Below are 14,390 nucleotides of genomic sequence, written 5' to 3'. Positions count from 1 at the left end.
CATTTTGAGCAAGCAGCATAATGAAATAACCGTGTCTAACTTTTAGGGGTCACTTCATTCGTCCCTTGCTTTTTTTCTCATGATTAACGATTTGTATCTTCAACCGTTCCTTCGCTATATACATCGCTCATTTGCTCATGCGTTTCAGCAAGACCTTGCGATAACTCATCTTGGCGATTGTAATCTTCGGCTTCAAATTGACGATCAGCCATTTCTTCTGTATGTAGTTCATGTTGTTTTGGTTGCTTTGGATCCATGTTCATTCCTCCTTTTTATGTGTTCAGTATGTGTAAAACAAGCCGGAGCTATGCATACGCACACACAAGAGTAGGACAAGTCAGCGTATAATATATTAATGGCTCAAAAGAATGTCACATAAAGGAAGAGGCTAAGAGTTGGGTAGTTAAGTGACGTTGAGTCAAGAAGATTTACATGCTATTTCTCTTTAATCAAACGTTTGTTTAAAAGCGGTGGAGCTCAATGATAGAGCGAATCCTCAAAGGATTACTTTGATGTGTCTTCAAAATGAAAAAGGAATTGACACATGGCCAACTCCTTTTGTCTTCGTCTTATTTATTTTCTTCTAAGAAATACTTTTCGATGTCATCTAGCATTAAGTTTGCAGCAACAACACCACCAGCAGTGTTCCAGATAGGGTCACTTACTTTATGAACTTCTCCTGCTTTTGCTACGTTTAAGTTTTGGAATAATGGATCTTTTGTCCACTCTTCTTCAAGCTTTGTTGCTTCTCCATCACCTGTTTCGTAAGAGAAGTAGAACATTACGTCTCCGTCCATTGCAGGAATACGCTCTTTCGTTGCGTTCATTTCAGCAAAGTCATCGACGTTTTGTGATTCTGGACGAGCAAATCCTAGTTGTTCTAAAATCACACCCGAGAATGAATCTTTATGATAGATCCGAACATCGCCAGCCGTAAAACGAACAATTGATACTTCTTTTTGTAATTGATCGCCTAGTTTGCCTTTTAACTCTTCAATACGACCATCAAAGTCAGCAATCACTTTTTGACCGTCTTCTTCTTTATTTAATGCTTTTGCATAAAGTTCAAAGTTTTCTTTCCAATCACCACGTAAAGCTTCTGAAAAGACGGTTGGTGCAATTTGATTTAATTGATCATAAACAGCTTCTTGACGTTGCTTGTTTCCAATGATTAGATCAGGTTTTAGTGAAGCAATTGTTTCAAGACTTGGTTCGCTTTCTGTTCCGACACTTTTTACATCTTTCATGTCATCTTTAATGTGATCGTACCAAGGGTCACCAATCCAAGATTGAACAGCTCCAACAGGCGTTACACCCATTGCTACTAAAGCTTCTGTTCCTTCATTTGTTAAAATAACAACGCGTTTTGGCGTTCCTTCAATCTTTGTTTCACCCATTGCATGTTGAACGGTATATGTTTCTTCTGATGCTGCTTTATCTTTCTCGCCATCTTCAGCAGGCTTTTCTTCTGTTGTGTTACCGCAAGCGGATACAACTAATAGCGCCATAATAGATAGAAGTGCAAGAACATATGAAAAGCGATTTTTCACATATGTATTCATTTGTTTACCCCCATTTATCTTTATGATAATGATTTTCATTCACAAGTAAGATATTATTCCAAGTTCATAACACTGTCAACACAAAAGTGAAAATGATTCTCAAACTCATTGACACATATCATTTTCTTTCCTAAACTTAAAAATAGAGAAAAAGGACTTTTTACGCATAGTTTAGAGGAGCAACGATATGGTATTACGAACCTTCAATTTAAAAGTAGTCGGGTTAATAATAGGATTCATTATTTTAATGATATGTATTGGCTTGAGTATTATACTCGGTTATACAAATACGAGCATTGAAACATCCATTGCAGCTTTTCGCGCGTTTGACGGATCAAACGAACATCTTATTATTCAAAATGTAAGGTTGCCGCGTGCGTTAATTGGTGCAGCTGTTGGAAGTAGTTTAGGAATTGCAGGAGCCATGATGCAAGCGTTAACGAAAAACCCACTTGCATCTCCAGATATTATCGGGGTGAATGCTGGGGCAAGCTTTTTCATTGTCATTGCAATCATGATTTTTTCCATTACATCATTACAAGCTTTTACGTGGATTGCCTTTTTAGGAGCTGCAATTACAGTAGTCGTGGTTTATTTCTTAGGTTCACTAGGAAGAGAGGGGTTAACACCTATTAAATTAACGTTAGCTGGAGCTGCGATTGCCGCTTTGTTCTCCTCATTAACACAAGGTTTCCTCGTATTAGATGAATCATCTTTAGATCAAGTACTTTATTGGCTAGCAGGTTCGGTTCAAGGAAGAAAGTTAGAAATCTTATATTCGGTTCTACCTTACCTTGTGGTTGCCACGGTAGGAGCATTTTTACTAGCTAACAAGATTAATATTTTAACAATTGGAGAAGACGTTGCAAAAGGATTAGGACAGCGCACGGGAATGGTGAAGATAGGTGCAGGTATCATCATCGTTCTTTTAGCAGGAGGAGCCGTAGCCATTGCAGGGCCCATTAGTTTTGTAGGTATCATTGTACCTCATATGGTGCGTTGGTTAGTCGGCCAAGATTATCGCTGGATTTTCCCTTACTGTGGAGTAATGGGGGGCATTTTATTATTGGTTGCCGACATTTCTGCTCGTTATGTCATTATGCCAGAAGAAATACCAGTTGGGATTATGACAGCTTTTATTGGAACTCCTTTCTTTATTTATATTGCACGTAAGGGGGTTCGCTCATCATGAATAAACATAAATCGGTTCGAGTTGGCAAGCTCTCATTTTTGCTGAATGTTCCAGCAACCGTTGTTCTATCTATCTTATCGATCTTATTAATAGGATTATTTCTTTTAAGTGCAGGTATGGGAGAGTTATTTATCGGCCCTCTTAAAATCATTCAAATTATCTTTGGACAAGGTGCAGAATTTGAACAACTCATTGTAAAGTCATTCCGTTTGCCACGTATTATAATCGCGATCTTAGCAGGGGTTTGCTTGGCTGTTGCAGGAGCTATTTTACAAGGGCTTGTTCGAAATCCTCTTGCTTCACCGGATTTAATTGGATTGACAGGAGGGGCATCTGTTGCCGTCGTCTTATTCTTAACACTGTTTAGTGATGAAAACCACTCTCTGACAGTGAGCATCCATTGGTTACCTCTTAGTGCGTTTATTGGAGCATCTGTCGTCGCTTTATTGCTATATGTCTTAGCTTGGAAAGACGGTGTATCGCCCATTACTCTTGTATTAATTGGGATTGGGTTAACAGCTTTGACGAAATCTCTTACCACGTTATTTATGATCATTGGTCCCATTTATCAAGCGAGTCAAGCAAACATTTGGATTACAGGTAGTGTATATGGATCTAACTGGAAAAATGTTTATACATTGTTTCCTGTGACTTGTTTGTTAGTCGTAATCAGTTTTATGATGGTTCGACATGTTAATATTCAAGAACTTGGTGAGGATATGGCAAAGAACGTAGGAAGTCATGTTCAAAAAAATCGACTCAGTTTGCTCTTGATGAGTACCGCTCTAACAGGAAGTGCTGTTGCATTTGCTGGAGGAATCAGCTTTGTCGGATTGCTTGCACCGCATATCGCAAGAAGATTAGTTGGTTCTTCGTTTGGGGCATTGTTACCTGTATCAGCACTAATTGGGGCGATTCTTGTATTAGTCGCTGACTTAATAGGTCGAACGATGTTTTTACCAATTGAAATACCAGCGGGCGTTTTTACAGCTGCCATTGGAGCACCTTATTTTATTTACTTGTTATATAAACAAAGAAATGCGTCATAAATTAAATAGTCAAAGAGTTGATTACTGTTCGCGAATGCGAAGTTACATTCTTTGTTAAAAGGAGCGATTGAGATGAACTCACTCGAAACAAAGTCGCTAACGTTGTCTTATGGAGAATCAATTATTATAAATGAACTAGATTTAAAGATTCCAAAAGGAGAAATTACCGTTTTTATCGGTAGTAACGGTTGTGGAAAATCAACGTTACTTCGTTCTTTGGCTCGCTTGTTAAAACCACAAGATGGTTCCATTCTTATTGAGGGAGAGAAGATATCAAAACTCCCGACAAAAGAAATTGCCAAGCAACTTGCGATTTTACCTCAAGGGCCAGTTGCACCAGAAGGGCTAACGGTTTTACAACTTGTAAAGCAAGGACGCTATCCTTATCAAAACTGGTTTCGTCAGTGGTCAGAGGAAGATGAGCGAAAAGTAAACGAAGCCCTCGAAGCAACGGGGATGAAAGAGTTGGCAGATCGTGCGGTTGATTCCTTATCAGGTGGTCAGCGTCAACGTGCTTGGATTGCTATGACATTGGCGCAAGATACGGATATTATCTTGTTAGATGAGCCAACTACTTATCTTGATATGACACATCAAATCGAGATTTTAGATTTATTGTTTGAACTGAATGAAAGGGAGAATCGGACCATTATTATGGTTCTTCATGATTTGAACTTGGCTTGTCGTTATGCGCATAACCTTGTTGCTCTTCAAAATAAACAGATTTATGCACAAGGGAAGCCAGAAGATGTAATTAGCTGTGACCTAGTACGTAACGTTTTTCAAATGAATTGTGACGTGACAGTTGACCCACTCTTTGGAACACCATTATGCATTCCGCACGGAAGAGGGCGATGCATTGTAAAAAAGGTAGGGACAGCAAATGAAGCAATTTAGTCATGAAGAACTCACTCTTTTAGAAGAAAAATTTCGTCTTATCGTAAAAAAAGTACCCTCTTCTTTAACAATGAAAACGACTGAACTAATGAGTGAACAAACATTGCGTTCACATTTACAGTTTGTGCAACAGCAAATAGAAGCGCCAGATTTTAAAGTGGCTGCTTCTATTTTTGCAAAAAGGTACAGTTTTGTTGTATTGGTTTTCCTTTATTCTTTTTCCGTGCTTCATAAAAAAATAAACATCAATCGTGAGCATATTTCGTTAGAAACAACCGATATGAACGATCGCTTATGGTTGCCATCCATTTACTTAGACAGCTATGAGGTCGAGGAAGTGAATGAAACCAATCGGGTGCAAAAGCGTGAAGAGCTTTTACAAGAATTATTTGCCCAACACATTGATAAAATATGGATAGAAGCTCGAAAAATTTCAAAGGTTTCTAAGCTTATTCTTTGGGAGAACGCTTCGGTTTATGTCATGTGGATGTATGAGATGCTTTTAAATGAACCAGCTTTAGAGTCAATAAAAGAGCGCATTCAAGCTGATTTCTCCTATTTGTATGAAGAAGAAAACGGTTCGTTATTTGGGGCGTATCATCAAAACCCTTTATCAAGATATAACAAACCGAAGCAGTTTGTAGAAAGTTTACAGGTAGATGTGAGAGTAAGAAAAACGTGTTGTTTTTCTTATCAAACAGCAGCCAAAAATCAATATTGTACAACGTGCCCAATTATGTGCAAAGTGAAAGGAGAGTAATGATTGGATCAAAAATTGAAAGATCAATTCGACGGACTGTTAGAAAAGTATACAGAATTAATGGTTGGAGAAAGTTCGGAGGAGTTAAAGGAAAAGGTACAGATGTGGGCCTTATATACATACATTGCGAAAACAATGCCGGCTCTAGCCAAACACTGGAATGAAACGTATCCGGACGGGAAAACAGAAATGATGAATGTCATTCGCGAAATTAAAGAATTAAACGATAAGCACCGCTCGAAGCGATAAAAATAAGAAGCAGAATAATCATGCTTGTCATGGTCGTTCTGCTTCTTATTTTTGTTTATGCGCGCAAGTGAGAGGGTATTTAGACGACAAAGGAATCTATTCTTCAAGTTAATATATGACACCGCTGATAAAACGACAAATTTTTCAAAAAAATATATTCAAATAATAAAAAAAGTGCTAAAATTTTAATAAATCGTTTTATTCGTTTGCTTCATATATTTATAGATAATAACAACACTATCTTGATTGGAACTGGGGGATGAGCTATGGAACAAGCGATGCGTGATTTCTTTTTATTTTTATCAAAAAATAAAACGCTTACAAAATTAGCGAAGAGATACGGCTTACGCTTTGGTGCGTCACGTTTTGTAGCAGGAGAAACAATTGATTTAGCGGTAAAGGCAATTAGGGAGTTAAATGAAAAAGGATTAGCGGTTACAATTGACTATTTAGGTGAGTTTGTTGATAACGAAAGAGAAGCAAACGAAATGGCAGATCACTGTATCGATGCCATTCGTGCAATTGGGCGTGAAAAGTTAAATGCTCAATTGTCATTAAAGATGACCTCGATGGGGTTAGATATTTCAGATGACATTGTGTTGCGAAACATGAGAAAAATTTTGGATGCAGCACAAACGCATGATGTGTTTGTAACAATCGATATGGAAGATTATTCACGGTGTGGTAAGACCATTGAAATTTTTAAGACATTAAAATCAGAGTACGATCACATCGGAACGGTTATTCAAGCGTATCTATACCGTACAGAACAAGATATGAACGATTTAAATGCATACAGCCCAAATTTACGTCTTGTAAAAGGGGCCTATAAAGAGTCACCTGAAGTAGCATTTCCTGATAAAAAAGATGTAGATGATAATTTTAAAAAGATTATTAAAACCCATTTAATGAATGGAAATTATACAGCGATAGCTACACATGATGACAACATGATTGAATACACAAAACAACTTGTAAAAGAGCAAGGTATTTCAAATGATCAATTTGAATTTCAAATGCTCTATGGCATTCGCCCTGAACGTCAAGAACAACTAGTAAGTGAAGGGTATACGATGAGAGTATATGTGCCGTACGGGACAGACTGGTATGGTTATTTTATGAGACGTTTAGCAGAGCGTCCCGCTAATGTTGCATTTGTTTTAAAAGGAATTGTGAAGAAATAATAAAGAGCAAAGGGGATGAGTCCAAATGACAGGAAAGAACGCCTTAATTAGATTCATCCCGCAACATCGTTTGCTTGCAAAATCTAGTCCTATCAATGGACAGATTGGCAAAGGATGTTGCACATAAGTTTTACTCACTTATGTCTAGGTCTCTTTGTTTTTAGTCTTGTTGCATGTTTTGTTTTTAGTCTTGTTGCATGTTTTGTTTTTTATATTGTTGATTTTGAGACGTTTTTTTGCCGTGTGCGTCCATTTCGATGGTTGGACCTGCGTTTCCTTTTACACTAGAAGCGCTGACTCCTCCTGGAGAAGGGTTCTTTTTTAATCGTGACATGGTATATTCACCTCCCATTTATTAAAGTAACCAGTTCAAGAAAAAATAGGCTTAGACTTTTTTGTAAATATATTGCGAAAATTTAAAAAATGTTTTATAGTAAAAAATAGAGATGGAAGCAGTTCTATTTTTTTATCCATAAAATGAATGACTGTTCATTCAATATATTAAGGGGGATATGTATATGAGCCTACGAATTAAGAAAGCCGCTGTTCTTGGTTCAGGAGTAATGGGATCAGGAATTGCTGCGCATTTAGCAAATGTTGGCATCCCAACATTACTTCTTGATATCGTGCCAAAGGAGTTAACAGAAGAAGAGAAAGCAAAGGGATTGACGTTAGAAGATAAGAAAGTTCGTGACCGCTTTAGCTCTTCGGCTCTACAGAAGTTAGTGAAACAAAAGCCAGCTCCACTGACGTCGAAAGCAAACTTATCGCTTATTCAATCAGGTAACTTAGAAGATGACCTGCAAAAGTTAGCAGAATGTGATTGGATCATTGAAGTAGTGGTTGAAAACTTAGACGTGAAAAAGCAATTATTCAGCAAAGTTGATGCTGTGCGCAAACAAGGCAGTATCGTAAGTTCAAATACATCAGGTATCTCTGTAGAGGCAATGGCTGAGGGACGTTCTGAAGATTTTAAAGCGCATTTCTTAGGAACGCATTTCTTCAATCCACCTCGTTACTTAAAGTTATTAGAAATCATTCCAACAAATGACACAAAACAAGAAATTGTTCAACATATGAAAGAATTTAGTGAAGATGTATTAGGAAAAGGTGTAGTTTTAGCAAAAGATACACCTAACTTTATTGCGAACCGCATTGGAACATATGGACTACTTGTAACGGTTCAGGAAATGTTAAAGGGTGGTTACAGTGTCGGTGAAGTAGACTCGGTTACAGGACCTTTAATTGGTCGACCAAAGAGTGCGACGTTCCGTACATTAGATGTCGTAGGATTAGATACTTTTATTCATGTAGCGCACAACGTTTACGAAAAAGTAGAGGGCGCTGAGAAAGAAGTCTTTGATGTACCGGTATTTATGAAGGCGATGCTAGAAAATAAATGGCTTGGAAGTAAAACAGGTCAAGGGTTCTTCTTGAAAAAAGGCAAAGAGATCTTAGAACTGAATCCAACAACTCTTCAATACGAAGAAAGAAAGAAATTAAAAACAGCAGCGACTGAAATGAGTAAGCAGGAAAAAGGTTTAGCTAACAAAATGAAAGCGCTTGTATATGCGAATGACAAAGCAGGAACATTACTGTGGAATATCATCAGTCCGGTTCTTCTTTACTCAGCACAATTAAAAGACGAAATTGCAGATGATATCGTTGCAATTGACCGCGCGATGAAGTGGGGCTTCGGTTGGGAACTTGGTCCATTTGAAACATGGGATGCAATCGGTGTAGCTCGATCTGTTGAGAAGCTTCAACAAGAAGGAAAAGAAATTCCAGGTTGGATCACAGAGATGCTTGAAAGTGGCATCACATCGTTTTATAGCGAATTAGATGGCGATCTTCACTACTACAATAAGGGTGAATATAAGCAAGTAGAAGAAAATAAAAAAGTCATTCACTTGAAAAAGTTACGTAATCAAGAACGTGTAATCAAAAAAAATAGCGGTGCTAGTTTAATAGATTTAGGTGATGATGTTGCATGCTTGCAATTTACATCACCAAATAATGCAATTGGATTAGACATTATCCAAATGATCAACTACTCGTTAGAAGAAGTAGGAAGAAACTATAAAGGTCTTGTGATTGGAAATCAGGCAAAGAATTTCTGTGTGGGTGCAAACCTTGCGATGATTCTAATGGAAGCACAAGATGATAATTACTTTGAAATTGACTTTGTGATTCGTCAGTTCCAACAAGCGATGATGAACATTAAGTACAGTGATAAGCCTGTTGTTTCTGCACCATTCGGCATGACACTAGGTGGTGGAACAGAAATTTGTTTACCAACTTCTCATATTCAAGCTTCTTCTGAAACGTATATGGGACTTGTGGAAGTAGGTGTAGGCCTTATCCCAGGTGGTGGTGGTAACAAAGAGTTGTACATCAAACAACTTAATAGCTTACCAAAAGGTGTCGAGTTTGATCTTCAGAAAGTCGCGAATAAGACATTTGAAACAATTGCAACAGCAAAAGTTTCAACATCTGGAGCAGAAGCGCGTGAATTGAACTTTTTAAATGCTCAAGATGGCATTAGCATGAATGGCGATCACTTATTACATGATGCAAAGCAAGCAGCTATTCAGTTGTTTGATAACGGTTATAAAGCACCGGTTCGACAAAAAGTTCCGGTTGTAGGTGAGACAGGATATGCAACGCTTTTATTAGGCGCACAAGCAATGAAATACTCTGGCTACATTTCAGAGCATGACTATAAAATTGCTAAAAAGCTTGCTTTTGTTATTGCAGGAGGAAGCGTACCGTATGGAACAGAAGTTGACGAGCAATATTTATTAGACTTAGAGCGCGAAGCTTTCTTAAGTCTCGTTGGAGAAGGAAAGTCACAGCAACGTATGCAACACATGTTAGTAAAAGGAAAGCCACTTCGTAACTAAGGGGGAGAAAAAATGAGAGAAGCGGTCATCGTAGCTGGTGCTAGAACACCAGTTGGAAGAGCTAAGAAAGGGACGCTTGCAAATGTTCGTCCAGATGATTTAGGAGCGATTGCAGTAAAAGAAACGTTAAAACGAGCAGGTGGCTATGAAGGTCCAATTGATGATTTAATCTTTGGTTGTGCGATTCCAGAAGCAGAACAAGGGCTCAATATGGCGCGTAACATTGGGGCATTAGCGGGATTACCATATACAGTACCAGCGATTACAATTAACCGTTATTGTTCATCTGGTTTACAAAGTATCGCCTATGGTGCAGAGCGTATCATGCTAGGACATGCAAAAACAGTATTAGCGGGCGGAGCAGAATCTATGAGTCTAGTACCGATGACTGGACACGTTGTTCGTCCAAACATTCAATTAGTGGAACATGCACCTGAATACTACATGGGGATGGGACATACAGCGGAGCAAGTAGCTGTAAAATATGGAATTTCTCGCGAAGATCAAGATGCATTTGCCGTTCGCAGTCATCAACTTGCAGCCAAAGCACTTCAAGAAGGACGATTCAATGATGAGATTGTGCCAGTAGAGGTGAAGAGGCGCTCAGTTGGTCGCGACAATAAATTGAGAGAAGAATCATTTTTATTCTCTCAAGATGAAGGAGTTCGTGCTAGTACAACGGCAGCCGTACTTGGCAAGTTACGTCCTGCGTTCTCAGTAACAGGTAGTGTAACAGCTGGTAACTCTTCACAAACAAGTGATGGAGCAGCATCTGTACTGTTAATGGATCGTGAACAAGCAGAGGCTGAAGGATTACAGCCACTAGCTCGATTCCGTTCTTTTGCAGTTGGTGGAGTACCACCTGAAGTAATGGGAGTGGGGCCAGTTGTTGCAATTCCAAAAGCATTAGAGTTAGCAGGCCTTGAGCTTTCAGATATTGGATTATTCGAGTTAAATGAAGCATTCGCATCACAAGCGATTCAAGTTATGCGTGAACTTCACATTGACCAAGATAAAGTAAACGTAAATGGTGGAGCCATTGCATTAGGGCATCCATTAGGGTGTACAGGAGCTAAATTAACGTTAAGTCTTATTCATGAGATGAAGCGTCGTAATGAGCAGTTTGGTGTTGTGACAATGTGTATCGGTGGCGGCATGGGTGCTGCTGGTGTGTTTGAATTACTTGCTTAATAAAACGAGTTAATTAAGGGGGAAAAATGATGTCAAAGACAACTGAAAACGTAACTAAAGGTGGAAGCTTTTTAATCGAGGAAGTGTTATCAAGTCAAGTGTATACACCAGAGGATTACACTGATGAGCATAAAATGATTGCGAAAACAACAGACGAATATGTAGAAAATGAAGTGCTTCCGCAAGTCGAGCATTTAGAGAACCACGAGTTTGATCGTTCAGTAAAATTATTAAAGCAAGCTGGTGATTTAGGTTTATTAGGTGCAGATGTACCTGAAGAGTATGGTGGATTGGGCTTAGATAAAGTAAGCTCAGCATTAATTGCTGAAAAAATGTCGAAGGCAGGGGGATTCTCTATTACGCATGGTGCACATGTTGGAATCGGTTCACTGCCAATCGTGTTATTCGGTACAGAAGAGCAAAAGCAACAATACTTACCTGCATTAGCAACAGGTGAGAAGATTGCTGCGTATGCATTAACAGAGCCAGGTTCAGGATCAGATGCATTAGGTGCGAAAACGACAGCTCGCTTAAATGCTGAAGGTACACACTATGTATTAAACGGTGAAAAACAATGGATTACAAATGCAGGATTTGCAGATGTATTCGTTGTGTATGCAAAAATTGATGGTGAGCAGTTCTCAGCTTTTATCGTAGAACGTGAGTATGAAGGTGTATCAACAGGGCCAGAAGAGAAGAAAATGGGGATTAAAAGCTCATCTACTCGTACGCTCATTTTAGAAGATGCCCTTGTTCCGAAAGAAAACTTACTAGGTGAAGCTGGTAAAGGCCATATTATTGCATTTAACATTTTAAACATTGGTCGTTATAAATTAGGTGTAGGAGCAGTAGGAGCAGGTAAGCGCGCATTTGAATTATCGGTTCAATATGCAAACCAACGTCAACAATTCAAAACGCCAATTTCAAAGTTCTCGTTAACACAAGAAAAATTAGCAACGATGGCTGCAAAGCTTTATGCATCTGAAAGTTCTGTTTACCGTACAGTTGGTTTGTTTGAAGAGCGTATGGGTGGTTTATCAGAAGATGAACAAAAAGACGGAAAGCATGTAGCTGCATCGATTGCTGAGTACGCAATTGAGTGTTCATTAAATAAAGTATTTGCGACAGAAGTGCTAGACTATATTGTAGACGAAGGTGTTCAACTTCACGGTGGATATGGCTTTATGAGTGAGTACGAAATTGAAAGAATGTATCGTGATTCTCGTATTAACCGTATCTTTGAAGGAACAAATGAAATTAACCGTTTATTAGTTCCAGGTACGTATTTACGTAAAGCGTTAAAAGGAGAGCTTCCACTTCTACAAAAAGCACAAGCATTACAAGAAGAGCTAATGATGATGATGCCAGAAGAAATTGGTGACGGTCCATTAGATCAAGAGAAATATTTAGTGCGTAATGGAAAGAAAATCGCATTATTAATGGCTGGATTGGCTGCTCAAAAATACGGAAAAGCACTTGACAGAGAGCAAGAAATTTTGGTCAACATTGCAGATGTCATTAGTAACGTCTATGCAATGGAATCAGCATTATTACGTACAGAAAAAGCGATTGAAAAGTCAGGTGTGGAAAAGAACAACTTAAAAGTTCTTTATACAAAGATTTTCTGCCAAGAAGCATTCAACAAAATCGAAGCAGATGCGAAAGAAACACTTGTTGCAGCCGAGCAAGGCGATGTTCTTCGCATGATGTTATCAGCTCTACGCAAGCTTACTCGCTATACGCCAATTAACGTTATTGCAACAAAGCGTGAAGCGGCACAAACATTAATTGAAGCTGAAAAGTTTATCGTTTAATCTTATCTTACTGTTTGACTCACCCCCAATGAGTAAACATATATGACCAGGGCAAAATGAGGTAAAGAATACCTTTGTTTCGCTCAGTTCACAACAACCCTTGCCGACAAAATCCAGTATCAATGGATAAAGCGGTAAGGGTTGTTACATGTATACGTTCTTTTTTGGATTTCTTCACTTATGGCCTAATCTCTTTATTTAGGTATTTTGAGAATCGATGTGTTAAAATACGAAAAAAGTCCAAAATAGTAAAGGTGGTTTTAACATGTCGCTGACTTTTTACTCGTATCCTAAATGTGGTACTTGCCGCAAAGCGAAAAAATGGTTAGATGATCAAGGGATTACATATGAAGAAATCCACATTGTAGAAAATCCTCCAACTCGTGAGCAAATCAAGTCTTATTACGAAAATAGTGGCTTAGAATTGAAAAAGTTCTTTAATACAAGCGGTCAAAAGTACCGTGAGTTAGGGATGAAAGACAAAATGAAAACAGCAAGTGAAGACGAATTGCTGGACCTTCTTGCTTCTGACGGTATGTTAATCAAACGTCCGTTACTAACAGATGGCAAAAAGGTAACGGTAGGGTTTAAAGAAGAGCAGTTTAACGAAGTGTGGGCATGAATTTTTTTGATAAACAAGAATGTTTCGAATAGAAAAATGAAACTGTTTACGTTACACTAAAAATGGAAATTCTTCTTTTATGTTAGCTTTCGTAAAAGAATATACATACTTTATTTGGAGGGATTAAGATGAGTACACCAAAAGAATTGCGTTATTCTGAAGAACATGAGTGGGTAAAAGTAGAAGGTGATTTAGTTCGTGTAGGAATTACAGACTTTGCTCAATCTGAATTAGGTGACATCGTATTCGTAGAACTACCAGAAGTAGGCGCAATGATTCAAGCAGACGAGCCGTTTGGCAGTGTTGAGTCAGTAAAAACGGTTTCTGAACTTTATGCACCAATTAGTGGAGAAGTTGTAGAAGTGAACGAAGACTTAGACGATAGCCCTGAGCATGTGAATGAATCTCCATATGAAAAAGCATGGATGATTGTTGTGAAACCATCTGATGCAGGTGAAGTAGACAAGCTCATGACAGCTGAAGAATATGAAAATATGGTAAATGAAGGCTAATCGTTCATTTAAATTAGCCAAAATTTTCACAGATTGATGAACGTAACCGACGGACACTCTATTAGTATGATGACTTACTAAAGGAGTGTCTTTTATTATGTTTGAACATAAGAAAATGGATATAACAGATCGTGTAACAGCCAGATTTAATGAAAGTGGTATGAAGTTATATGTTGATAAACAGCCGATTGGAACTGTTTCATCGAATGACCATGGAAATGAGTATCACCTAGAAGAAGGATACATGATGGAAAACAATCGCTTCTATCAATATGCGGATATTCAAACAGGAAAAGATCAGAAGTATACAGATTGTGATTCGGAAGAAGGCTGGTGCTAACAAATTACAGTGGAGAAACCTCCACTGTTTTTTTCTATATGCTTTATTATAAATAGGCGAGAAAAACTTCATCTTCAAGAGATGACATGTCGCTTGATGAGTAATGTAAAAGAAA

15 protein-coding genes are annotated in these 14,390 nt (G+C 38.3%); 12 read left to right on the top strand and 3 right to left on the bottom strand.

Annotation, left to right across the window (positions count from 1 at the left end; translation table 11 throughout):
- Positions 1–83 precede the first annotated feature (83 nt).
- Together DIS06_RS13680 and DIS06_RS13675 are read right to left on the bottom strand one after the other, a co-directional pair.
- Complete coding sequence (locus tag DIS06_RS13680) at positions 84–257, bottom strand: YozQ family protein (RefSeq protein ID WP_110113806.1); 174 nt, start codon at positions 255–257, stop codon at positions 84–86.
- Between the two features lie 312 nt (positions 258–569).
- Positions 570–1,562: an ABC transporter substrate-binding protein gene (locus DIS06_RS13675; RefSeq protein ID WP_110113805.1), complete on the bottom strand. Its 993-nt coding sequence runs from the start codon at positions 1,560–1,562 to the stop codon at positions 570–572.
- 187 nt (positions 1,563–1,749) lie between these two features.
- Here DIS06_RS13675 and DIS06_RS13670 point away from each other — a divergent pair, with 187 nt between their 5' ends.
- The 6 genes from DIS06_RS13670 to DIS06_RS13645 all read left to right on the top strand — a co-directional run bounded on the left by DIS06_RS13670 (position 1,750) and on the right by DIS06_RS13645 (position 6,893).
- On the top strand, positions 1,750–2,754 hold the full coding sequence (locus tag DIS06_RS13670; RefSeq protein ID WP_110113804.1) for a FecCD family ABC transporter permease: 1,005 nt from the start codon (positions 1,750–1,752) through the stop codon (positions 2,752–2,754).
- Positions 2,751–3,803, top strand: coding sequence for a FecCD family ABC transporter permease (locus tag DIS06_RS13665; protein WP_110113803.1), 1,053 nt, complete (start codon positions 2,751–2,753; stop codon positions 3,801–3,803). The genes DIS06_RS13670 and DIS06_RS13665 overlap by 4 nt, the downstream gene beginning before the upstream one ends.
- Positions 3,804–3,875: 72 nt before the next feature.
- On the top strand, positions 3,876–4,700 hold the full coding sequence (locus DIS06_RS13660) for an ABC transporter ATP-binding protein (RefSeq protein WP_110113802.1): 825 nt from the start codon (positions 3,876–3,878) through the stop codon (positions 4,698–4,700).
- Positions 4,687–5,460, top strand: coding sequence for a (2Fe-2S)-binding protein (locus DIS06_RS13655; RefSeq protein ID WP_110113811.1), 774 nt, complete (start codon positions 4,687–4,689; stop codon positions 5,458–5,460). Before DIS06_RS13660 ends, DIS06_RS13655 begins: the two co-directional genes overlap by 14 nt.
- A 3-nt stretch (positions 5,461–5,463) precedes the next feature.
- Positions 5,464–5,709, top strand: a complete 246-nt coding sequence (locus DIS06_RS13650; protein WP_110113801.1) for a YusU family protein — start codon at positions 5,464–5,466, stop codon at positions 5,707–5,709.
- 266 nt (positions 5,710–5,975) lie between these two features.
- The gene (locus DIS06_RS13645) at positions 5,976–6,893 is read left to right on the top strand and encodes a proline dehydrogenase family protein (protein ID WP_110113800.1); all 918 of its coding nucleotides are present in this window, start codon (positions 5,976–5,978) and stop codon (positions 6,891–6,893) included.
- Positions 6,894–7,077: 184 nt separating this feature from the next.
- Here the strand turns inward: DIS06_RS13645 and DIS06_RS13640 are convergent, their stop codons facing one another.
- Entirely contained in the window at positions 7,078–7,227 is a 150-nt protein-coding gene (locus DIS06_RS13640; protein WP_110113799.1) for a YuzL family protein, read from the bottom strand.
- 184 nt (positions 7,228–7,411) lie between these two features.
- Here DIS06_RS13640 and DIS06_RS13635 point away from each other — a divergent pair, with 184 nt between their 5' ends.
- The 6 genes from DIS06_RS13635 (at position 7,412) to DIS06_RS13610 (ending at position 14,275) form a co-directional block, all read left to right on the top strand.
- On the top strand, positions 7,412–9,796 hold the full coding sequence (locus DIS06_RS13635; protein WP_110113798.1) for a 3-hydroxyacyl-CoA dehydrogenase/enoyl-CoA hydratase family protein: 2,385 nt from the start codon (positions 7,412–7,414) through the stop codon (positions 9,794–9,796).
- A 12-nt stretch (positions 9,797–9,808) separates the two neighbouring features.
- Entirely contained in the window at positions 9,809–10,987 is a 1,179-nt protein-coding gene (locus DIS06_RS13630) for an acetyl-CoA C-acetyltransferase (protein ID WP_110113797.1), read from the top strand.
- Between the two features lie 29 nt (positions 10,988–11,016).
- Positions 11,017–12,801, top strand: coding sequence for an acyl-CoA dehydrogenase family protein (locus DIS06_RS13625; RefSeq protein ID WP_110113796.1), 1,785 nt, complete (start codon positions 11,017–11,019; stop codon positions 12,799–12,801).
- 265 nt (positions 12,802–13,066) lie between these two features.
- Positions 13,067–13,423 carry an arsenate reductase family protein gene (locus tag DIS06_RS13620; protein WP_110113795.1) on the top strand — a complete coding sequence of 119 codons (357 nt, stop codon included), beginning with the start codon at positions 13,067–13,069 and terminating at the stop codon, positions 13,421–13,423.
- A 128-nt stretch (positions 13,424–13,551) separates the two neighbouring features.
- The gene (gcvH, locus tag DIS06_RS13615) at positions 13,552–13,935 is read left to right on the top strand and encodes a glycine cleavage system protein GcvH (RefSeq protein WP_110113794.1); all 384 of its coding nucleotides are present in this window, start codon (positions 13,552–13,554) and stop codon (positions 13,933–13,935) included.
- Positions 13,936–14,032: 97 nt separating this feature from the next.
- Positions 14,033–14,275, top strand: a complete 243-nt coding sequence (locus DIS06_RS13610) for a YusG family protein (RefSeq protein WP_110113793.1) — start codon at positions 14,033–14,035, stop codon at positions 14,273–14,275.
- The last annotated feature ends 115 nt before the right edge of the window (positions 14,276–14,390 follow it).

Origin of the sequence: Bacillus sp. CGMCC 1.16541, from assembly GCF_003184905.1 — a bacterium.
Taxonomy (GTDB): domain Bacteria; phylum Bacillota; class Bacilli; order Bacillales; family Bacillaceae_H; genus Priestia.
The sequence above is the reverse complement of the archived record's forward strand: the minus strand, read 5'-3'. Positions and strand labels throughout refer to the sequence as shown.